20 protein-coding genes are annotated in these 20,865 nt (G+C 40.6%); 3 read left to right on the forward strand and 17 right to left on the reverse strand.

Annotation, left to right across the window (positions count from 1 at the left end):
• Positions 1 to 40 precede the first annotated feature (40 nt).
• From FLV_RS12435 to FLV_RS12445, 3 genes are all read right to left on the reverse strand, one after another.
• Positions 41 to 3,175 carry an efflux RND transporter permease subunit gene (locus FLV_RS12435; RefSeq protein ID WP_243234185.1) on the reverse strand — a complete coding sequence of 1,045 codons (3,135 nt, stop codon included), beginning with the start codon at positions 3,173 to 3,175 and terminating at the stop codon, positions 41 to 43.
• Positions 3,176 to 3,193: 18 nt separating this feature from the next.
• Positions 3,194 to 4,228, reverse strand: a complete 1,035-nt coding sequence (locus FLV_RS12440) for an efflux RND transporter periplasmic adaptor subunit (RefSeq protein ID WP_243234187.1) — start codon at positions 4,226 to 4,228, stop codon at positions 3,194 to 3,196.
• 389 nt (positions 4,229 to 4,617) lie between these two features.
• Positions 4,618 to 5,445, reverse strand: coding sequence for a universal stress protein (locus tag FLV_RS12445; RefSeq protein ID WP_243234196.1), 828 nt, complete (start codon positions 5,443 to 5,445; stop codon positions 4,618 to 4,620).
• 618 nt (positions 5,446 to 6,063) lie between these two features.
• On the opposite strand from FLV_RS12445, the gene FLV_RS12450 reads away from it, so the two are divergent.
• Both FLV_RS12450 and FLV_RS12455 read left to right on the forward strand, forming a co-directional pair.
• Entirely contained in the window at positions 6,064 to 6,261 is a 198-nt protein-coding gene (locus tag FLV_RS12450) for a hypothetical protein (protein ID WP_243234197.1), read from the forward strand.
• Positions 6,262 to 6,278: 17 nt separating this feature from the next.
• Entirely contained in the window at positions 6,279 to 7,586 is a 1,308-nt protein-coding gene (locus tag FLV_RS12455; protein WP_243234198.1) for an O-acetylhomoserine aminocarboxypropyltransferase/cysteine synthase family protein, read from the forward strand.
• 185 nt (positions 7,587 to 7,771) lie between these two features.
• Here FLV_RS12455 and FLV_RS12460 read toward each other — a convergent pair whose 3' ends face one another.
• The 10 genes from FLV_RS12460 to FLV_RS12505 form a co-directional block, all read right to left on the reverse strand.
• Positions 7,772 to 8,485 carry a hypothetical protein gene (locus FLV_RS12460; RefSeq protein WP_243234199.1) on the reverse strand — a complete coding sequence of 238 codons (714 nt, stop codon included), beginning with the start codon at positions 8,483 to 8,485 and terminating at the stop codon, positions 7,772 to 7,774.
• Positions 8,486 to 8,492: 7 nt separating this feature from the next.
• Positions 8,493 to 9,134, reverse strand: coding sequence for a DUF2911 domain-containing protein (locus FLV_RS12465; protein ID WP_243234201.1), 642 nt, complete (start codon positions 9,132 to 9,134; stop codon positions 8,493 to 8,495).
• Positions 9,135 to 9,141: 7 nt separating this feature from the next.
• Entirely contained in the window at positions 9,142 to 10,164 is a 1,023-nt protein-coding gene (locus FLV_RS12470) for a cytochrome-c peroxidase (protein WP_243234203.1), read from the reverse strand.
• 4 nt (positions 10,165 to 10,168) lie between these two features.
• Entirely contained in the window at positions 10,169 to 10,972 is an 804-nt protein-coding gene (locus FLV_RS12475; protein WP_243234204.1) for an MbnP family protein, read from the reverse strand.
• A gap of 136 nt (positions 10,973 to 11,108) precedes the next feature.
• Positions 11,109 to 11,498, reverse strand: a complete 390-nt coding sequence (locus FLV_RS12480; protein WP_243234206.1) for a hypothetical protein — start codon at positions 11,496 to 11,498, stop codon at positions 11,109 to 11,111.
• Between the two features lie 216 nt (positions 11,499 to 11,714).
• Positions 11,715 to 12,185, reverse strand: a complete 471-nt coding sequence (locus FLV_RS12485) for a RadC family protein (protein ID WP_243234208.1) — start codon at positions 12,183 to 12,185, stop codon at positions 11,715 to 11,717.
• A 237-nt stretch (positions 12,186 to 12,422) separates the two neighbouring features.
• Positions 12,423 to 13,739, reverse strand: coding sequence for a PcfJ domain-containing protein (locus FLV_RS12490; RefSeq protein WP_243234209.1), 1,317 nt, complete (start codon positions 13,737 to 13,739; stop codon positions 12,423 to 12,425).
• A complete protein-coding gene (locus FLV_RS12495; protein WP_243234210.1) occupies positions 13,736 to 14,140 on the reverse strand; it encodes a PcfK-like family protein in 405 nt (134 codons plus the stop codon). The genes FLV_RS12490 and FLV_RS12495 overlap by 4 nt, the downstream gene beginning before the upstream one ends.
• 6 nt (positions 14,141 to 14,146) lie before the next feature.
• Positions 14,147 to 14,506, reverse strand: coding sequence for a hypothetical protein (locus tag FLV_RS12500; protein WP_243234211.1), 360 nt, complete (start codon positions 14,504 to 14,506; stop codon positions 14,147 to 14,149).
• A 39-nt stretch (positions 14,507 to 14,545) separates the two neighbouring features.
• Positions 14,546 to 14,935, reverse strand: coding sequence for a single-stranded DNA-binding protein (locus tag FLV_RS12505; protein ID WP_243234213.1), 390 nt, complete (start codon positions 14,933 to 14,935; stop codon positions 14,546 to 14,548).
• Between the two features lie 471 nt (positions 14,936 to 15,406).
• On the opposite strand from FLV_RS12505, the gene FLV_RS12510 reads away from it, so the two are divergent.
• A complete protein-coding gene (locus tag FLV_RS12510) occupies positions 15,407 to 16,243 on the forward strand; it encodes a serine protease (protein ID WP_243234215.1) in 837 nt (278 codons plus the stop codon).
• 66 nt (positions 16,244 to 16,309) lie between these two features.
• On the opposite strand, the gene FLV_RS12515 is transcribed toward FLV_RS12510, so the two are convergent.
• The 4 genes from FLV_RS12515 to FLV_RS12530 form a co-directional block, all read right to left on the reverse strand.
• Entirely contained in the window at positions 16,310 to 17,245 is a 936-nt protein-coding gene (locus tag FLV_RS12515) for a hypothetical protein (RefSeq protein WP_243234217.1), read from the reverse strand.
• Position 17,246: 1 nt separating this feature from the next.
• Positions 17,247 to 19,478 (reverse strand): AAA family ATPase, encoded by a 2,232-nt coding sequence (locus FLV_RS12520; protein ID WP_243234219.1) that lies wholly within the window; start codon positions 19,476 to 19,478, stop codon positions 17,247 to 17,249.
• A 163-nt stretch (positions 19,479 to 19,641) separates the two neighbouring features.
• Positions 19,642 to 20,097 carry a hypothetical protein gene (locus FLV_RS12525; RefSeq protein WP_243234221.1) on the reverse strand — a complete coding sequence of 152 codons (456 nt, stop codon included), beginning with the start codon at positions 20,095 to 20,097 and terminating at the stop codon, positions 19,642 to 19,644.
• The gene (locus tag FLV_RS12530) at positions 20,094 to 20,372 is read right to left on the reverse strand and encodes a hypothetical protein (RefSeq protein WP_243234222.1); all 279 of its coding nucleotides are present in this window, start codon (positions 20,370 to 20,372) and stop codon (positions 20,094 to 20,096) included. Before FLV_RS12530 ends, FLV_RS12525 begins: the two co-directional genes overlap by 4 nt.
• Positions 20,373 to 20,865 lie beyond the last annotated feature (493 nt).

A 20,865-nucleotide genomic window follows, 5' to 3' on the forward strand; every position in this document is an offset into this window, starting at 1 on the left:
CTCAGTTCCGATCCAGCAGGAAGCTCAACTTTTATATTTATCAGTGCGCCGGCTTATACATTACCTCATCTTCACCGTCAGGCTGCTGCTCAGGCGCTTCATCGGGAATTATGGGATTATTCAAAAATTTGTAATACATCACCGGAACTACAAACAGGGTGAGTATCATTGAGAAGATCAGTCCAAAAGCCAGCACGCTTCCCAGCGGTGCCCACATAGGCGACTTTCCGGCAATCATCGGCACTACCCCCACTGCTGCTGCTGCTGAAGTAAGAAAAATAGGCCTCATTCTTCTTTTTGCCGCCGCTATTGCCGCTGCTTTATGTTTGTAGCCATGATCCCTGATCAGCTCATCGGCATAATCGACCAGTATAATCCCGTTGCGCACCACAATTCCGATCAGGCTTATGATCCCCATAAATCCGGTCATTCCCAGCGGATTTCCTGTTACAAGAAGCCCTAAAAAGGCCCCGAAGAGGCTCAGCAGGAATGTGCAGAGCACAATGAGCGATTTTCCAAGACTCTTAAACTGAAAGAGCAGTGTCAGAAAAATCAGAATAAGGCTTACTCCGAGAGATACTCCCATACGCGGTGCATTTTCACCGCTTGACTCTGCATCCCCCCCGTATTGTATGGTGGTTCCCGGCGGAAGCTTAAGGGCCTCTATTTCGGGCTGGATTTCCTGAAGAATCCGGGACGGCTTTCTGCCTAACTGTGCCTCGGAATACACACTGAGCATTTTCAGTCCGTTTCTTCTGAGCAGCATTCCGGTATGCCATTGCGGCTCGAGTGCCGCCACCGCCTTAAGGGGCACTTTTGTCCCATAATGGCTGGTGACATGCAGGTTTTCCAATGCAGAAAGGTCTTTTCTGCTCTTCTCATCAAAACGAAGAAATATATCCACTGTCTTATCCCCTTCCCATAATGTAGAAATGGAATACCCTTTTAAACCTGCCCCTAAAGTCTGGGTGATTGCCTGAGTACTTATCCCCAGGCGATTGGCTTTGGGATGGTCTACGTTGAGTTTCACCCCCATGTAGTCGTATTCACTGCTTAAACGGACATAATTGACTCCCTGAGTCTTTTCTAAAATATCCTTAATCTGCAGGGCTGTCCGCTTCTGGTCGGTTTCATTCTCACTGATCACCCTGATATCAATCGGAGCACCTTCCTGAAAGCTCAGCTGTTTGATTTTCACAGCGCCGTCCTGCATGAATCCTTTTAGTTTCTTTAGATACTCTGCTGCCATTTCGTTGGTGGCATCACTATCTTTTGTAGTGATAAAGACCTGCGCAAAATGTTTTCTTGGAGTTTCAGGAGCGTATGAGGTATGGAAACGGGGGGAACTCATCCCGATAAAACTCGTGACATCCACAACACGTTTATCCTGCTTTAATATTTTTTCAAGATCCTTTACTTTTTCTTCGGTTTTTTCCAATGAGGTGCCGTTGGGCATCCAGATTTCCATATTAAACTGGTTTCGCTCGCTTAAAGGAAAAAACTCTGAATCCACTTTGGTGGCTATGAAAAGCGCGGCCGCCACGGAGAGCACTCCAAGACCAATGGTTGTTTTTGGGTTTCGAAACGCCGCTTCGACCCCTTTATCAAAAACAGACTGCAGATGATCGAGCAGATTTTTCTTCAGGGGCCTGTCGCTTACTTTGTGCTTTAGTCCTTTTTTAATAAACACGTAACAGGTGTACGGGGTAAAGAGCAGGGCAACAAGCATTGACACGATCAGAGCAATGGCAACTGTAACAGGCAGATAGAACATAAAATCTTTGGCAATGCCATCCATGAAAATGGCCAGGGGCAGGAATGCAAATATGATGGCCAGTGTTGCGGTAAAAATAGGAACCATCAACTGCTTGGCTGCCTGCCAGGCGCCGGTCCAGGGCTGCACGCCTTCATCTAGTTTTTCAATATAATTATCCACCACCACTATTGCATTATCCACGACCATTCCCAGGACGATAATAAGCGCGGCGAGTGTCACCTGATGCAGTTCCACCCCCATCATATTCATAAAAGCAAATGTTATGAGCATTGAAATCGGAGCCGCTGCCGATGCGACCACCGCGATGCGGAATGGCAGCAGCAGCATGACCACCAAAAGCACTGAGGCAATAGCCAGACCAAATTCCTTCATGAAATGATTGATGCTGTGCTCCACATCCTTGGGCTGGTTGACAATGGTTTTCATCTTAATGTCGGGCGGGAATGTTTTTTGTATGGCACTGATTTTTGCTTCCACTTCCTGGCCAAATGCCACAATATTGTTTCCCGGCAGCATATCTACCGACAATACCATTGCTTTTTCTTCGCCGATCCGCACAAATGATGACTTTTCTTCAAAACGTCTTTCAATCCGGGCGACATCTTTCAAGCGAACTACGGTTCCTGAAGGGGTGGTGTACACGATCTGGGAGGCTATATCATTCTCATCCTTGTAGCGGCTGTTGGTGTAAACAGGCACAATATTATTTGATCCCATAGAAACCTCCCCTGTATATCCGGTGATATTCTGGCGCTGCAGGACTGCCATCAGTGCGCCTGCATCTAAACCATACTGCTGGAGTCTTCTGTCATCTATCTTAACATAAATCTGCTGGCGCTGGCCTCCTGAACGATTGATTTTAGAGACCATAGGAATCACTTTGAGCCCGTCTTCAAGTTTGTCCAGATATTTTTCAATCTCGGCATAAGAACGCTCCTTTGATGATACTGAAATAATCATGGCTGTTACATCTGCAAAATTGCTGTTGATAAACGGGCCTATTACACCCTGTGGAAGTTTGGAGCGAAGATTGGCATCCATATCAAGCTGCAGGGTATGCCAGAACTTTTTGCGGTCCTGCACTGTAGTATAAATTTCAGTTGTTATAAAAACCTGCCCTTCACGAACCTCGGACTTCACTTTTTTCTTCTTGATTTCCTCAAATGAAAACAAGTACTGTTCTATTTTTTTGGCGACCTCTTCTTCTACCTGATGTTCATCTGCACCCGGATAAACTGCATATACCAAAGCAGTGGGCATGTCTATTCTGGGATTTTCACTTCGGGGCATGTTCAGCAAGGAATTAACCCCCATAATCATCAGCAGCACAACAAGTACAATGACCACCTGTTTATGTTTCATTGCCGCTTCCAAAAAGTGTATGTTACGCTTTGTCATCTTTTAAATATTATTAGATTAAAATTTGACAGGTGTCCCGTCTTGTAAGTTGGTCTGTCCCTTTACGATAAGCTTCTCGCCTGCCTGCAGGCCCTCTGTGACAACAACTTCATTGGATCCTGTCATTTTGGATATAATTACCCTTTTTTTGAAAGCCGTATTGTCTGCTTTTGCAGTAAATACATAGTTAATATTGTCATGATCCCGAACCACTGCCTGTGCAGGTATAATTACGGCATTCTGGCTTTTTCCTGAATTGATGCTGATATCGGCAATCATTCCCGGCAGCAGTATTCCCCCGGGATTATCCAGACGTATCTTTACATTGTAGGTTTTGGAGAAATCATCTGCCTGAGGGTTGATTATAGCCACCCTTGCATCAATGTTTTTATTCAGCGAAGGAATTGTGATTTTTGCCTGCGCTCCAATTCTCAGTGCACTGATCTCGTTTTCATTAATAGAGGCAACGGCATATACCTTGTCTGTTTTCACAATGGTAAAGGCAGGGATTCCCGGTGCCGCCGTTGCCCCCGCTTCAGTTAATTTTCGGGTAATAATCCCCGAGAAGGAAGCATATAATCTGGTATCATTCAGATTTTTTAATGCAGTTTCCTTATTGGCCTGTGCCTGTGCCAATGCTGTTTTTGCTGCAATGTAGTCACGCTCGGGAAGACTTCCTTTTTTATAAAGCTGATCCAGACGGCTGAAGTTATCCTTTGCCTGTTCAAGACCGGCACCTGCGACAGTGAGATTGTTTTTGTAGGTGTTCTGCTCAATTGCGGCCAGGAGCTGTCCTTTTACAACATGCTGCCCTTCCTGCACCATTACGGCATCTACTCTTCCCGGTACGCTGAATCCGATAGATACGGTGTTATCTGCCTCAATGGTGCCGCTATACTCTAAAGACTGAGCCTGCTGCGAAACCGTTACTTCCTGCATGCTGATTTTCACCGACTGTACTGCCTGGTCCTGATCTGTTTCCTTTTTACCGCAGCCGGAGGCCAGCAGCGTAATACTCAGAATAAAAAAAATATTCCTGTTTAACATTACCATATAATTCTCGTTTTAATTTATCATTAATTATTCGCAGCCCTTAGAGCTGACAGGTGCAAATCTCTATAGAATGTTTAATCCGCAAAAGGTCTGTTTCATGCCGGTATTGGTCAAAAACCAACTTTTTTTTATCCTGCTGCGTTATTAAAATTATAAGTCCATGCATCAGCAGGATTCTGCAGTCCGGAGTTCTGTAAATGAAGAAAGCCCTCTCAACAATGTTTCGAAGGCTTTTCCATCAACAATAATTAACCAATGCAAAATACAGAGCCGCTTGCGGCTTTCCTTATTATTACTTTTCAGAATTGAGGCAGGGCTGTTTTTCTTTCCCCTCGGGCTCATTGTGCGGGTTTTCAATTTTTCCGGTATGTACTGCCCGGCAGAGACTATTAAAAGTTAGGAAGGGAGAGCAGCGGTATACTGAGCCCGGATGCCATAATCCTTGTTTTGCTTATATGCACAAGGGAGTCCCAGAAGCCATATTTTTGCGGCACCATGACTAGAATATCCGCATTATAATTTTCAATCTCTTTTTTAATTTCACTTACAACAGCATTTGAGCGGATTGTTTTGTAGCTGTATCGTGCCAGATGTGCCGCCTGCTGGTTTTCAGGAGCAGATTCATCGCGCTGCTCCATCATCTGCTCCACTCTCTGGTCAACACTGAAGAACTCCACTTCAGCTTTTAAGGCAGCAGCGGTCTGACCGAACCAGCCTAATTTCTGAATTGATGACAAGCTGCGGTTCTCAAAGGCAAAGAGAATTTTTTTTGCGTTTATAAAACGGGCATTACGGGGTACGGCCAGCACCGGTATATTGATGTTTTTGATAACCGAGGTTGTTGAATTCCCTAACAGGTCTTGACCGGCTGAGCGGTCTGCCATTCCCATGACCACAAGTTCCGCCTGATTTTTTTCAATCAGTGATGGAAGTGCGTCCTCCAGAGAAGAATAAAGGCAGAAACTCTGCGTCTCAATTTTGTATAACAGGGCAATATCATCAGCAAGATGCATGAGCCTTTCTGTTGCCTTATCGAGTTCCAATTGTGCATTATCTCCTGAAATTCTTGAATTTGAACTATGGATTGACAGGGTAAATGAATTGAAAAGAATAAGTCTTGACCCTTTAGCTTTTGCTAATGCTGCCGCATAGGTTACGGCATTTGATGCTGCGGGAGTGAAATTTACTGCAGCAATAATTGATGTGGATGGCGGCATGGATATGTGGTATAAAATTTAAAAATATTCTGAAATTACTAATTTGACTTTTTGGCTTTGATTACAATTTTCCAAAGGCACTTTTGATCCATAAAAGCACCGGCTTTTTTTCGCTGCACCATTCCATCTTCAGGTTCACTTAATGGGGATGCCTTATTGTTTTCAGGGCAGTTTAACACGGCCGGAGGTGGCAATCCATTATTTGCTGCTTCGCACTATTGTTAACTGCGCCCGGATGGCTTAAGGGAATATATGCTGATGGGAACAAATATATTTTAAAGCCATGTATCGCAAAAGGGCGGTTTTGTGCCAAAATTGGTCAATTTCCCGCTTTTTTTTAAAGTGCACCCATGCGCATGATTTTATCTTCCCGTTGCTTTTTTTACACCCCCGCTGAAGGCATCGAAAACAAATCCTCCACCAGCCGAATGCTGCAACGTACCTGAGCATAAAATACGCAGTCCCATTAACTGGCGCAGAGCCTATAAAGTGTATGCGGGGAAACATATAATCACCGCAAAGAGGAAAGAAGTATCGTTTTTTACTCCTGTTTCCAATAAACAATTTAAAATATTTTGGATTATTAATTTCTAGGTATATATTTACAAAACAGATCGTATGAAATCCAATCCAGTCAGCACCTGCGGGGTTTTGATTCATAAAGAAGCAGCAAGAGATGATCATTACATCACCGTAGAACAAAAACGCAGTTACGTTTACTTCAATAACAAACGCCATGATCCAATTCAAAGCCGCTGCTGCCGAAATCGTTTATGTTTATTGCCGTCAGGCTGTTTTTCAATGCAGATTTTCTAACTATATAATTATAAAAAATGTCAACAACCAAAAAATTAAAATTTGAAACACTGCAGGTTCATGCAGGACAGACCGCCGATCCAACCACAGGTTCAAGGGCAGTTCCTATATACCAGACAAGCTCGTATGTATTTGAAAATGCCGAGCATGGCGCCAACCTGTTTGCCTTAAAACAATTTGGCAATATCTATACCCGTCTTCAAAATCCAACTACCGATGTTTTTGAAAAACGTGTTGCAGCCTTGGAGGGAGGGGTTGCGGCACTGGCGACTGCTTCGGGCCAGGCGGCACAATTTATTGCCCTTAACAATATTCTGGAAGCCGGGGACAACTTTGTATCGAGCAGCAATATTTACGGGGGCACTTACAATCAATTCAAGGTAGCCTTCAAAAGAATCGGGGTTACGGTTCAGTTTACAGCAGAGACAACAGCCGAAGGGTTTGAATCACTGATCAATGAAAATACCAAAGCCTTATATCTGGAGACCATTGGCAATCCAAGTTATGATGTTCCGGACTTTGATAAAATTGCAGCTGTTGCCAAAAAACACGATCTGCCGCTAATTGTCGACAATACCTTTGGAGCAGGCGGCTATTTATTCAGGCCTTTGGAGCACGGTGCTGCAGTGGTGGTTGAATCTGCCACAAAATGGATAGGCGGCCATGGCACAAGCATAGGGGGTGTTATTGTTGACGGAGGCACCTACAACTGGGGAAATGGAAAATTCAAACAGTTTTCCGAGCCTTCGGAAGGCTATCATGGACTGGTTTTCGCTGATGCCTTTGGCGTGAACAGCCCCTTTGGTAATATACAGTTTGCTATCCGCGCCCGTGTTGAAGGGCTTCGTGATTTTGGTCCGGCAATCTCCCCGTTCAACTCCTTCCAGCTCATACAGGGTTTGGAAACCTTATCGCTCCGCGTTCAGCGCCATGTAGACAATACCCTTGAAATTGCCAAATGGCTGGAGGGACATCCGCAGGTCGAGAAGGTCAACTATCCTGGACTTGAAAGTTCGCCGAGTCATGCCAACGCCCAAAAATATTTTAAAAACGGGTACGGCGCTGTTCTTTCCTTCCAGATAAAAGGTGATCTGACCAAAGCTAATGATTTTATCGACAGTCTGGAATTAATCAGTCATCTGGCCAATGTAGGGGATACGAAATCACTGATTATCCATCCTGCAGCCACCACACATCAGCAATTAAGCGCAGAGGCGCAAAAGGCTGCAGGTGTATTTGCGGGGCTGCTGCGTTTATCTGTCGGCATTGAGCATATTGATGATATCAAAGCAGATCTGCAGCAGGCCTTTGATAAAATCAAATAATAGAATCTGGACTTACTGCTGTGAAGTCTACGGCAGAAACAGCATCAGCATACTAAGCTGATTACTAAAACCATGAAGCCTGCAAAATGCTGTTTGCAGGCTTTATTATATCTATTGTGTTTAGCTGTTTTGAAATTTACTCATAACAGGCTCTGGATACATCACCTGAAGAGCACTCCCCTTATTTAGAAAAGCAGAAAGCTTACAAAACCGCCAAAGCTGTTTTCATTGTGCTTTTCCGGGCCGTAAAAATCAATATTGGTGCCTGCACCAAAAGTTATTTCTTTATAACTTAGACCGGCACGGGCCATTAAGTAGCTTCTGGTCTGCATATCGATTACCGTGCTGTACTCGTACAAGGCCTGAAGCCGCGAATAAAAGCGCCAGTTATCATTGATTTCCGGCTTGTATTCCACTAAAAACATTCCTTCCACATTGGTATCCTTAGAATAATCTATTCTGGAATTAGCCACAAATAACCAGACGGGGCTGGCTTTTGTATAAATCAATCCGGCAATGGGCCTCATCCCTTTGACAGGGGTAACGTGAAAACCGCCGGCAAATTTCAGCCCTTTGACCAGCTCATAGGTCAGACTGGCCTGCGTCATATAATCGCCGATCTGATCCTCGCCCCATTCCCCTACAAGGGAGGTTACGCTAAAAAAACCGAGCCTTGGGATGCTGCTTATTTTTTTATCAATAATCATCTGAAAAGCCAGACCGCGGTTACTCCCTAAAACTTCTGTGTTTATGGGAGAACTCACTGCCTGAACTGGTGTTTTTTCCTGTCCTGCGGCGTTTCGGCTTATCAGGGATAAGAGTATTATAAATGCATATCTTATTGCCGGCATCTTGTTTTTCATTTTACGCTGTCTGCCGGTATGAATATCTAAAATCATGTCTTCCTTATTTAGCATCAACTGCAGTGATCGAGAAAGATATTTTCAGGTACTCCCATTCCATGCTTACTGTCCCCTCACGCTGCGATAGTTCTTTCACCCTGTAGGTCAGCCTTTGAACCGGCTGGGCCAGCTTTTCAGGGGTTACCTCAAGGCGAAGCGCATCATCTTTCTGGTCATAATCATCGGTGAGATGCTGCCTGGCTTTTGTATTGAAGATCAGTGTCCAGCTTTCTTTTCCCGGGATGGTAAAAAATGCGTACTCCCCTGCCTTTATCCTTTTGGAGTTGATGTTCACGTCTTTACTGAAACTGATCCTTGTGGCGCTGTGGGCACCTGTTACCCACAAATGATCCAGAGGCACCAGTCCGCCCCAGATTACCCTTCCCCTTGTTCCGGGAGAGCTGTATTCAATATGAATGTGGGAGCCGTCAACAAATCCCATAGCAGTACGCTCGGGGCTGCCTTTAAGGGTATCTTTTTTTATTGTTCCGTTGTTTACTTTCATGGCATACTGCTCTCCATTGACATCAGCGCTCTGGTGATGATGTCCTGAGGAGCTGTCCTCGGCTTTATTCTCTTTTTTTGCACAGGATGCCACGGCCAGCAGCACCAAAAAGGATGCTAATATTGTTTTTGTTTTTTTCATAATCTTGTTATTGTTCAGATAAATCTCTGCGTGTTATAAAATATTTGTCATCCAGGGTTTTCAGGAAAGCTTTCAGATCCGTCTTCTCACCGGCGGTAAGCGCAATACCGGGCTGCCCCTTTTTTTTCAGCACCGGATCAAGCGTATGGCTGTCCTGCACGCCCCGGGCATAATGATCCAGTACCTGATCTATTTTTGTAAATCTCCCGTCATGCATGTAGGGCACGGTATAGGTGAGGTTCCGCAGTGAGGGGACTTTAAATTTGAATCTGTCTTCCGGATCCAGGGTAATGGCCTGCCTGCCGGTATCAGGATTGAATTGGTTATCGAGCCCGTTATTCCTAAATGATCCATCAGTAAAAAGGGGCTCTTTATGGCAGCTGCTGCAATTGTTGGAGAATATATCATATCCCCTGCTTTCAGCCTCGGTAAAACGGGCTCCGGTTTTCCGCATCACGCTGTCGTATTTGGAATTGCTGCTGATACACATGATCATAAAACTGGAAAGGGCTTTAAAAACCTGATTTCCTGTAATGTCATCTGATCCATACACTGTTTTAAACTTTTCGCGATACTCCATTTTTGAGCGCAGTTTTTCTAAAACATTCTCCATTTTCTCATCCATTTCCACAGGGTTTGTAATGGGCGAGACTGAAAACAGATCCAGATGGAATACCCCGCCGTCCCAGAAAAACGATCTGTTCCAGGCGAGATTCATTATCGGGGGGGAATTCCGGCTTCCCAGACGGTCTTCAATACCGTGGCTCACATCGTGTCCATGCTGGGTAAAAGCAGAGGACTGCACATGGCAGGAACCGCATGAAATGGAATTGTCCCGCGAGAGAGCAGTTTCATAAAACAGCTTCCGGCCAAGCTCAAAGCTTTCCTTTGTCACGGGATTTTGAGCAACATCATATACAGGCTCGGGGAAGTTTTCGGGTTTTACGAAACCCTCGAATATTGATTGTTTGAATGACTGAAAAAGCACAAATAAAAACAGAATTATTATTAGATAACATTTCCTGGGCATACGGTCAATTTTTAGTTGAAATATGACTAAACATCTGGGTATAATTTTCTGAAATGAGCCTGCTGAAATCCCCGAACATTACCGTTGAATTCGCAGCTATGCTGACTTTCGTTTTTCCGTTAAACACCCTCGAGGCATCGGTCTGCAGCACCACCCTGCTTATGGCATTCTTTTTTGCTTTGACTGCTCCTTTTTTGGAAAGGTCTATGGTAACGGTCCGGATATTATTGACAGAAGGCTTGTTGTAGCCGCCAAATCCCCCGATATGATAACGGAACTTTCTCTGTCCGGTGCGGTCGAGTTCCGCCTGCGGGGAATCCCCTTCAAATTTCATAAAGAGATAGCCGCTGTTCCATGTCCAGTACATTCCATCGAGCATCCCTCCGGCAATATCAAGTGCGCCTGTACGGCGGCTGATGTCCATGGTGCTTCTCAGGCTGTCCACCCCAATGGTAAATGTCACTGCGGTGTATTGTCCTTCGGGAACCTTCAAATTGATTTTCCTGCTGGCAGGATCATTTTCTTTTATCAGAAAATAACTGCTGTCCTGGGGAATTACATATTCTTTCCCTTCCTTTTGATGCAGTTTTATATTACTGACAAAATAATTAAAAGTGGTAACACTGAACTTTTCCCCGGCTTCATTGCTGTAGGATCCATCCTGAAGTTTTAAGGGTTTATCCCCTACTACATTATTAAATTCCAATGCCAGCTCAGCCAAAGCGGCACTGCTGTTCTGCGCATAGGATGCAGAACAGCAGGTGAGCAAAGCAAACAAACAGAACATTATTGTTATTTGATTTTTCATTTTTCTAAAAATTGGGTTATTGAAATATATGGCGGTGCCTTACTTCCTCTCTGGGAGGATTTGAATCACTTTGGCACAATCCGGAAAGAGGAGCTGTGATGCCAAAAGGAACTGCCCGGTATCCGATAATCGGATATCATGATGCTGCTGTGCGGGGCGGGCGAAAAATACTGCCGGTGTAATGGCCGGCATATCTAAAACTGCGCCGCAGGGATGTTTTTAATGGTTCGGCATCCACCGCGGAAACAGCAAACGAAACATGGAGAGCCCGCTGTAATAAGCCGATTTCACTATTGCTGATTTCATTTTTTTCAGCCTGCTTTTTTTCGCTTTCATCGGCCTGTCTGAGCTTTTTTGCCAGATAACACTTCCCGTTGCAGTGCAATTGCGGGCGCGTCCTGTTTTCGCAAAGAGTATCGGCAATGTAGCGGCTGTTTGCCTGAAAACCGGCAAGCACGAAATAACGTGAAAAGTTTGAACCCATCAACGCAAGAAGCAGCAATATAGAAACAAGCTTATGTACCATTTCCGCAAAGCTACGCTGTGAGCATATGGTTTCAATTATACTTTTGCGACCTTTAATTACACTTTTGCGGACTCTTTAAAATCAGGGCACCGTTTTTTGAAATACTGAAGCCTGCCTGATTTTCCTGCCCCTTTAAATCCTGTTTAAAACATCGCAGTGTCTGCTCGAAAATTTCATTTTTCAATCCAGAAAAGTGCTAAAAAAAAGATAAAGGCGCTACAGGGCGCCTTCATCTGCAAAGGAGTAATAGGTTTCGGGCGTGATGATCAGGTGATCCAGCAGCGTGACATCGAGAATCTTCCCAGCTTCTTTCACTTTTCTGGTTATCTGTATGTCGGCCTCGGAAGGTCTGGTCTGTCCTGAAGGATGATTGTGGATCATAATGAGCGATACGGCATTGGCTTTGAGGGCTGCGGCAAAAATCAGCCTCAGGTCTACAACAGTTCCGGCTATGCCTCCTGAGGAAACCTCGTAAAGGCCGAGAACCTTGTTGGACTGGTTGAGAAGCAGGACTTTAAACTGCTCGAAAAATTCGATGGTACCGGGATTCCAGCACTGCAGTGCCAGCTGATAAACGGATCTGGAAGAGCTGATATAGGGTCTCTCCGATGCTTTTACTTTTGTTTTGTAAACCAATTGGATTTCTGCCACCTGATTCCAGTTCTGAAGTGTTTTGATCGTTTCCATGATTTCTAAGTTTTAAGATTAATTATGGAACCTGAGCCGGGAATGAGAAAGCGAGCCAAAAAAGCAACGCAATAAAGCAGGGGTTGTGCCCTGCATTTATGGGGGAATTTTTTTGGACGAACCGCCTCTTGTTCCCGAACTTTGTTTTGGAATTAAGCCTGAACCCCTCATACCCTAATCCCGCCTTGCAGTATCTGGGCGCGAAAATTTAACATTATGTTAAAAAAAAGCCGAAAATTAATTTTCGGCTCGGTCTGCTTTTTTGTTCTTTATGCGCTCTTTAATCTGATAGAGGTTCCTGCCCAACAGCTTTAGAATCTGGGCGTGATGCGGGGAAACTTTGTTTTTGGTTCCCCTGCACTGCACGATTTCAAGCGAGGGAAGCGCCACCTCAATGGTCTCCACGGGCTTGTTTTGGAATTTAGCCGACAGTATAAGGGAGTTTCTCTTTTTATAGTATTCATTGGTAAATACGCAGTGGCGCAGTATGTCTCCCTGTTCGAGAAAATCCTGCACGCTTTCCATCACGCTGATGCTGAGATTCTCTTTGGCGAACTCAAGCCCGAAAAATTGCTTTTTCTGCTGTTCATAGCTGAGCTGCGCATTCTGTATTTCTTGGCGAAGTTCTTTTATATGCTCACGTCTCTGGATTCTGCGTTTTTTGTCCACAAGCCTGTCATGCATCTCTTCCAAATTCTCAGGGCATACCATATCGGCATTATTCAAATCCTTTTTAAACCATCTGAGCAGGGAGATGTAATCTTCCCAAAGGCTGAAATCTTTTATCTTATAATTATTTTTAATGCAGGTTTTCACTGCCTGCCAATTCTCCCTGATGTGCTGTGAATGGGAAAGCAGATAATGCTTCAAAAAATCGGTCTGTGCTGTCTTGAGAAGCGTTTCGGCATGGGGATCCTTCAAGAGAGCCGTAAAAAGAATCTGCGGTGCAATGCCGTAAAAACTGCCTTTGAAGCCGTTCCTTTTCAGCACTGCAATGGTTTTTGCCACTGAATACACCTTATAGGGACTGATGCGGTATTTGGGAGAGCTTTCAAAACTTTTCGGGCGTATTTCAAGAGGGGAATAATATTTCCATGCATCATAGGCATTTGAAAAAACGTTGGTGCCAAGCGAAAGTGTCCGCACCTCCCCTTTCCCATTAATCCAATGCTGCATGACTTCCTTATGGAAATAAGTAGGAAGGAAGTTCTTTTTCATGTCTTTGTGCGAACAGATGATGCGCACGACCTGAAATCCCCCGCATACGTCCAAAACAGCCCAATACTCTATTTCCTTGAAATGCACCTGATTGTACTGATGCATTTTAAGTTTTCCCCTGCATGCGGTGCAGGTGATATACTTTTGGCAGGATGCTTTCTGCGCATCAGGCTTCCAGGAATGGGCGCAGTCAAGGCAGTGGAATTTCCCCCTTGACAGGACGCCCCATTTGATGAAAATATTCTTCTCTGCCCAAATCTGCATCTTCTGCGATACAGGGGAAAGGGTCACGCTCAGCGAGACAATCTGTTTTTCGATGATGGTTTTGGGTATCATAGGTCAAAGAGTGTCAGGGTTTTCGATTCGGGTTTGGGAGCAGTGACCGCCGTTTTAACAATGGCGGTATTCTGCGGAACTTCGGGTACAGCAGTAAACAAATCAGCCTTTTCAGGCTCACTTGCCACAACCCTGCAGTTTACGGGCTGAGGCTGTCCAATGCTGTCATCAGTATAATACTTGACTGCCATGTCAAAGATTTCCTGATTGTCAAAGGCACACAGTCCTGTTTTTTTTACCTCGCCAAAAATGTAATTGCAACAGCTTTCCATGTTTTTGGACTGCTTGGCGAAATGCTGTGCAAAGACAGCATCGCCAAGGGCATTCTGATTGAGGTAATTTTCTATAGCGGTCTTAAAGTTTTCTGAAGCTTTCATAAGGGAAGATTTAAGATTGTTCAAATAGTCTTATTCAAAAGAGGTTCTGTAGATGTCGTAACAGTACTCTTCAAAACAGAGCCAGCACATAAAGGTGTAATGAGGCAGACCGTATCGGTCTTTTACAGCTTCCCCAAGGGAATCTTCCATTTCTTTTCTGATTTCCTCCAACTCATCAAGATGCTGGATATAGAACTTTTTGCAGTCGGCATGATAAATAAACTGTGAAATCATACCGCTGATGCATCCTCCTTTCTGCATGTCTTCAAGGAATGCTTTAAGCTGCTGTTTTTTTGTTCCGTCATAAGACTGCATTTCTAAGAGGATTATCTTTTTGAATGCATCGTGAACGTCATACTGGGCATATATTGATTTTTCCAAGGCTTTCATAACTCATTTCTTTAGGCTTATACATTTATCATCCGATCATTAAAAAGGCAGGTCGTCAGGTTCTTCTTTTTTACTTTTCTTGGCAGAAAAATCTCCCGACTGAACAGGCTGAGCATTGGATGCGAAAAGCAGTATTTTGATATTACTTGTATGAAAAGTGAGGCTTCCAACGGCTTTCCCCTCCGCATTGAGGTAGGCATTCACTCCTATCCTACCGAAAAGTTCCACGAGTGTGCCTTTTTTGAGCCATTGGGCAACACCTGCACTGAGCCAGTACGAACAGTCGATATAGGTGACCATTTTTACTGCTTCGGTGTTTCCTTTGGCTTTGTAAGTGTCATTAACTGCAATGGAGAAGTTAACGACCTGTCTGTCTTTTGCTGTTTTGGCAACAACAGCATCTCTGGTTAAGCGTCCTGTGATTTCCATGATTTATAAGTTTTAGATTATTACTGCTTCTTCCCGCCTATCCCGCAAAATTGTTTTCAAAAGAAAAAACGGAAAAAAAGAAAGCAGGAATAAAGTGGGCGGTCAAGGATGCGGAGGGCTATAAGTCCCGAAGGGCGGCAGGGCCGTTATGCGCCTGCAGGATCCGGCGCACACTATCTTGGCTGCCTTTTTATCCGTTTCGAATGAAAACAGCCTACCAAAACTTATTGATTTTAGATGTAATCAAACTGTTATGCAGCAGGTTAAAAGGCATCAAAAAAGATAGAAATGCAGTTATCACTTTACAGTCATTTTAAAAGTCTACTGTACCGATGAAAAATAATTTGCAGGATTTAAAGAGAAGGAATGTGATTTTTTATTATTTTGACGGAAATAAATTTATCACCTTATTAGAGGAGAGGATTAAGGCTGTTACTGCATATTTTGAAAAAGAAAATTTAAAAAGAGATTATGAACAAAACATCTTTAGAGGCACAAAGACATTTTTTAATGATGAAAGCCGTTCATATACAATGTTTAGATGAAAATAAAAACCCACTAAAAAATGTTGTTGCAAGTGGTTTTATAGTCCAGGAAGGAGAGGACTTATTTTTATATACGTGCTGGCATGTTGTTACAAGCTATAACATGCACAATATTGAAGTCGGAAGACAACTCCCAAATAGAAAATTTTTAGAAATCAACCTTCAGAATAAGGAAAATCCAAATAAAGGTGTTGAACTTGTTTCGGGAAACCAAAATTCAGTAATCCCTCTTTATGATAAGCATAATACTCCTCTTTGGATTCAGGAAAAACAAGACTCAGCAAACTACAGCTTAAACTGTATCGGTATAAAAGTACCTTTCCTGCACGATGTTATTAAATTATTACTGCCAAAGAACATGCAGCTTTCCCAGTGGCAGGTTATTACTAAAGATTACACAGCAAAGAAAGATCCTTTTTTAGGAGAAAAAATCCATATTGTAGGCTATCCCTATGGCTACAGTGCTCTGGGGCTTGAACAGCCAATCCCTATAGTAGTAACCCGTTTTATTGCATCCTACCAGATTAAAGACAGGCATAGGGAAATGTTAATAGATGGTCCTGCATCGCCAGGGATGTCGGGCGGACCTGTTTTTGTGGAGAGAAATGATAATCTTCAATTAATTGGTATTTATACAGGGTTGCTATATCCCGATCATATCATTGAACAAAATGAAAAAACAACAGCTTTAGGAACGATATGTCCATTAACTGTCTGGTGGGCAAATTTAGAAATGGATGCAGTACAGCAAAAGTCTATTTGAAAATTATTTTATTATTTAAAACTCTAATATTATATTTACTTTTCTACACCGCTTAACAGCTAAAAATTAAATTTCTAACAATTCTTTTATTATATCGTGCTTAAACTTGCTGAATGGTCTTTTATGATACTCTTCCTCTTTAATTTCAATTCCAAAAATCATCCTGTATATCTCTTCTTTTGACATTAATCCTTGAAAAGTTTTATTAATCAAAAGGTCAATATAATTATCTGAATATTTGTATCTCAGTTCTAATAAATCTTTAAGTTCCTTGTTTATATGAGCATTATAAATCTCTTTTATTTTAAAACCTTTTAAAGTATTATCCATTTTTGAGTTTGCTTCAACTTTGCACTTTATATCATAATACTTATTAAGATCCACAAAATTAAAACTAAAAGTAAATTTTTGGTTTTCTTCGTTACAAGTATAGGGATGAGCAAAATCATTATTGATAACGGCATCTAACTTTAAATGATTACATGAAGAACAGCTGGGAATCAGGTTATAAAAAGACAGGGCCAGCAAGGGATAAGTTTCTTTACTGAACCAGTGATCCAATTGTGCTCTGGATCTGTTAGGAACTGTCTGTAAGGTGTAGTTTCGATTGCAATATGTACAAGTATCCTGATCTATATTGTTTAACAGCTTATTTCCAAAATTTGGCTGAAACCAATTTTCATAACCCGATTTCACAAATAGCTTTACTGTGATATCATTATCAACACCTAAATTTAAATAATCCTCATTAAGTTCAATTAAGTTTTTCGGTTTACCCAATACTAATGCATCAATTTTTTCAGAAGTAAAAAAATCAACTAAAACCTGAGGTAAAGCTGCTTTATGCATATCGATTTTACAAATTTCGCACTCATCATCTTCACATTTATACCCCAATCTATTCTTGCGGCTTTTATTTCCTTTTATCTTTTTTGAAAGCCAGCATTTTATCAATTTATGATGAACTGCTAATGCTGTGCTGTTAACGTTTAATGCAAGCATATTATTTCTTTTGAATTTTATAACCTAATTTATCAGCTATTAAACTTATTTTCTCGATCTCTTTTTCTTTATCAAAATCTTCAGGAAACTTTTCATAATACATCTCCTTGAGCTTATATTGTATCAAAGGCTCATCTATAATTTCTATAACTTGTTTCCAATACTGCGCTTCCTCTGAATTTCTAGTATCGTCATTCAGCCAGTTTATAACACTCGTAATTTTATCTTTGGCAAAATCTCCTATTAATCCATTATCAATGAAAAAAGAATCTCCCAATAAATCTGTTATATTGGCTCCAAATGATTTTTTCGGCTTAATTTGATCATCAAGGACAATTGTTTTACCATTAAGTTTTTTTAAATAAACAATATTATTATTTGGTACATCTGATAGTGTTAAAGGATCGTGCGTCGTAAAAATAACCTGCAATCTCATTCCAATAAAAATTTTAGGTAAAATCTTTGTCAGGGTATTGATAAACATCTTTTTCCACTTCGGATGAAGACCTAAATCAGCCTCATCCAAAAATAAAATTTTGGGTAAATTAACATTTGTATCTATCTCTTTATTATCATAAAGCAGGGAAACAAGATTTAGAACCATTTCCTCGCCTGAACTCAAAATTATATTGGGGCTAAAAGTTATAAAATGGCGGTTCTCTGATTTAAATACTTCTTCAAGTTTAAAGTAAAGACGTTCATAATAATCTAAGATACTTCTGGCAGAAGTAAAATCTACAATAATTTTATATCTGCCATCCAATACTACCTGCTCCTGATTTGAAATTATCATTTCAATATTTTTAGAAAAATCAAAAAAGAGATCAAAAGGAAATGCTTTATCTATTTTTTTGAAATTAATATCCAGGAATGAAAAGTTTTTTTGAAGAAGTTCAAATATTTCAGTACTGCTTTTCAGGCTTTCTAAATTACTGAAACTCTCTGCGTTTTCTATTTTAGGAAAAAGATTCTGTTTTTTTGGACTGTAAATTAGATCACTCGCATACTCCATTAATCTAAGAACCAAAAAATCGATTATCTGAATGTAATCGGGCTGGCTGTTTGAGAACAAAGATGTTTTTGAACTTAAAAAATCATTGATCTTTTTAATAACCGATAAAGCATTTTCTGTTTCGATTCTTAACTTTTCTTTATAATTGATAGACGCAATATCAAAATGAAAATTTCTTATGGAATTACTATTTACTGATCTGTTTCGATTAAATTCGATATTAATGTTTTTAAAAACTGGCAAAGAAAATTCTTCTAATACATCACTGACCAGCTTATCTGAAAGCATTTTCATCCATCTTTTTAACTGGGTATTTTTATATAAGGCAAATGAAAATTTAGAATTAGTAATATTAACCTCTTCAGAGCTAATATCATTTAATATCTGATTCATTAAAGATAGGTTTAATGATTTCGTTCTGTCTTTTTCAAGTCTGCTATCACTTAAATAATTCGAATAATATATTGGAAATCCATAAAAGGGAGATCTTTCTATTTCACTTTCAAAATTAGATTTAATTATAAACTCTTCTAAATCAAAAAAGGAGTAATATTTGATTTTATCTGCTTGTTCGATAATGAAAAATACAGTTTTTTCATTACCAATCTGAACAGGTATTAATTGATTGAAGAGTTTAGTTATTAAGCTTGTTTTACCCGTTCCGTTTTCTCCAACCACAGCAGTCACCAAGGAAATATCTTCTCCAAAAAAATTTTCGATATAAGATGGATTCGAGACACACTCTAATTCTACCGACTTTTCACTATAATCTTTTATTTTATAAATATTTCTGCCTCCGAAATTAATTATCTGCGGTTTTTCAAATAAATATTCATGACCTTGAATATAAACTGCCGCAATTTTAGAAGTATGTCTGGCCATATCAAATATGTCATTTTGCAAAAAATTCGCTATAAAAGACTCACTGTTTATTTTGTGATTACTATAGCCTAGAAGAATAATATATTTCAAATCTTCAAGAGGCCTAAAATCTCTGATAGGATTGTTACGCAAATCCAGCTCCTTCAGATTTTTAAAATCCCTTATGAATTCGATATTAGTGATTTTATTTTCAAATAAATTAAGCGATATAATTTCCCCTTTATCATCAATCTTATAGGTGTTTTTATTTTTTGCATCAAAGAAATCATTAACAGCCGACAAATTTATTTCGATCTGTAACTGCTCCTGTAATCGTAAAATCAGTATTGGTTTGCTCATTTGAATTTAAGAATTATCTTCAAGAATTATTTTAATAAGACTGGTCATTTGTTTAATCTTTCTATTGTTTTCCATGCTGGCGTATGTAGTAATATGATTTACTCTTAAATCCTCTTGTTTTACATTCCATAAGCTATTTATTTATCACGCACCATCACACTATTTATTGAAATTCTTCATTTCTCTTACGGATCATATCATAAACTTTTATTCCTTCTGCCGTTGCGATGTCTGACAACTGAGAATCTGATGTGATAATAAACTTACATTCTTTAGCTAACTTCAGTACCAATGAATCAGTAATGCCCACACTGATAAAATAATCACTCGAAACTGCGAGACTCGTAGAAAAATACTTTTCAGAACTTAGAGCTATAAGTTCTTTTATTTTTAGTAAATACTGCCATTTGTAATTTCCTGAAAAACTATTTAGAAGATTATCAACTTCGGTCCAAATATTTGGTAAAACGATCAGGTTCTCAAAGTTTTCAATTACCAAAAGTAAATCTTGAAAATCCTTTTTTGTATAAATCGAAGTCCGCTTATGCGTTTCTATTAAATCTTCATCGATCAGCCCAATTATTAGAACAACCAATGAATTTGTATCAATCAGAATCATGATTGCGGTTTATAAATGTAAAAGCCTAAAACCTTCTTTTCATCACTAATTTTCAATTTCTTGTAAACCCGTTCATAGGGAAGATTCTGTCCCAATTGTGCGAATCCAGAAGTACTTTTATTAATGTTTTCAGTCAGAAAGGAAACGACTATCTCCCAAAATTTGTCACTAGAATTGTATTCTGCCTGTTCTAATCTAAAATCGCAATTATCCTCTGGCAGAACATCCGATAACTCATCTTTTGCAATCTTATAAAGTTCTTTTAATGAAATCATATTTTTTATTTTTAATACTTATCGAAAGTCATATGCCTGCTGTTTAAAATCCTCTTTCCTGAAAAAGTGTAAGAAATATAAAAAACAAATATCTTCAGCTAAACGAAAATACAATTAAAAACGAGAAAGTCATTAAACTTTCTCAATGCGAGAATTGACCAGACTGTAAGGTTATTTATCCAGAACTTTCAGCGTGAAATCGATATCCAGTAATTTATCCAATAAAACTGCATTTAAAAAAAAATCTTTTTTCTTATCCATACTCGTTTTCAGATATAGCTCAAATTCCTCATTTGTAAATTGCCCAATTGGAAAACCAAAGACGTGGCCTAAAAATTCAATTTCTGTAAACTTTTCGTCTTCATGCTGTAAAACTCAGTGATATTGACCACTGTTTTCCAATTTAAAGTGACCACTTCGTTTCGGTTTAAAGTGACCATCTAATTTCGGTGCAAAGTGAGCACCTAAAAAACTACTTTTTTTCGTGTGTTAA

The organism is Flavobacterium pectinovorum, assembly GCF_022802975.1.
GTDB classification, from domain to species: domain Bacteria; phylum Bacteroidota; class Bacteroidia; order Flavobacteriales; family Flavobacteriaceae; genus Flavobacterium; species Flavobacterium pectinovorum_B.

Excerpts from the sequence above, each read along its gene's own strand:
- FLV_RS12435 (WP_243234185.1), bottom strand. The coding sequence starts at position 3,175 with ATGACAAAGCGTAACATACACTTTTTGGAAGCGGCAATGAAACATAAA.
- FLV_RS12440 (WP_243234187.1), bottom strand. The coding sequence starts at position 4,228 with ATGGTAATGTTAAACAGGAATATTTTTTTTATTCTGAGTATTACGCTG.
- FLV_RS12445 (WP_243234196.1), bottom strand. The coding sequence starts at position 5,445 with ATGCCGCCATCCACATCAATTATTGCTGCAGTAAATTTCACTCCCGCA.
- FLV_RS12450 (WP_243234197.1), top strand. The coding sequence starts at position 6,064 with ATGAAATCCAATCCAGTCAGCACCTGCGGGGTTTTGATTCATAAAGAA.
- FLV_RS12455 (WP_243234198.1), top strand. The coding sequence starts at position 6,279 with ATGTCAACAACCAAAAAATTAAAATTTGAAACACTGCAGGTTCATGCA.
- FLV_RS12460 (WP_243234199.1), bottom strand. The coding sequence starts at position 8,485 with ATGATTTTAGATATTCATACCGGCAGACAGCGTAAAATGAAAAACAAG.
- FLV_RS12465 (WP_243234201.1), bottom strand. The coding sequence starts at position 9,134 with ATGAAAAAAACAAAAACAATATTAGCATCCTTTTTGGTGCTGCTGGCC.
- FLV_RS12470 (WP_243234203.1), bottom strand. The coding sequence starts at position 10,164 with ATGCCCAGGAAATGTTATCTAATAATAATTCTGTTTTTATTTGTGCTT.
- FLV_RS12475 (WP_243234204.1), bottom strand. The coding sequence starts at position 10,972 with ATGAAAAATCAAATAACAATAATGTTCTGTTTGTTTGCTTTGCTCACC.
- FLV_RS12480 (WP_243234206.1), bottom strand. The coding sequence starts at position 11,498 with ATGGTACATAAGCTTGTTTCTATATTGCTGCTTCTTGCGTTGATGGGT.
- FLV_RS12485 (WP_243234208.1), bottom strand. The coding sequence starts at position 12,185 with ATGGAAACGATCAAAACACTTCAGAACTGGAATCAGGTGGCAGAAATC.
- FLV_RS12490 (WP_243234209.1), bottom strand. The coding sequence starts at position 13,739 with ATGATACCCAAAACCATCATCGAAAAACAGATTGTCTCGCTGAGCGTG.
- FLV_RS12500 (WP_243234211.1), bottom strand. The coding sequence starts at position 14,506 with ATGAAAGCCTTGGAAAAATCAATATATGCCCAGTATGACGTTCACGAT.
- FLV_RS12505 (WP_243234213.1), bottom strand. The coding sequence starts at position 14,935 with ATGGAAATCACAGGACGCTTAACCAGAGATGCTGTTGTTGCCAAAACA.
- FLV_RS12510 (WP_243234215.1), top strand. The coding sequence starts at position 15,407 with ATGAACAAAACATCTTTAGAGGCACAAAGACATTTTTTAATGATGAAA.
- FLV_RS12515 (WP_243234217.1), bottom strand. The coding sequence starts at position 17,245 with ATGCTTGCATTAAACGTTAACAGCACAGCATTAGCAGTTCATCATAAA.
- FLV_RS12520 (WP_243234219.1), bottom strand. The coding sequence starts at position 19,478 with ATGAGCAAACCAATACTGATTTTACGATTACAGGAGCAGTTACAGATC.
- FLV_RS12525 (WP_243234221.1), bottom strand. The coding sequence starts at position 20,097 with ATGATTCTGATTGATACAAATTCATTGGTTGTTCTAATAATTGGGCTG.
- FLV_RS12530 (WP_243234222.1), bottom strand. The coding sequence starts at position 20,372 with ATGATTTCATTAAAAGAACTTTATAAGATTGCAAAAGATGAGTTATCG.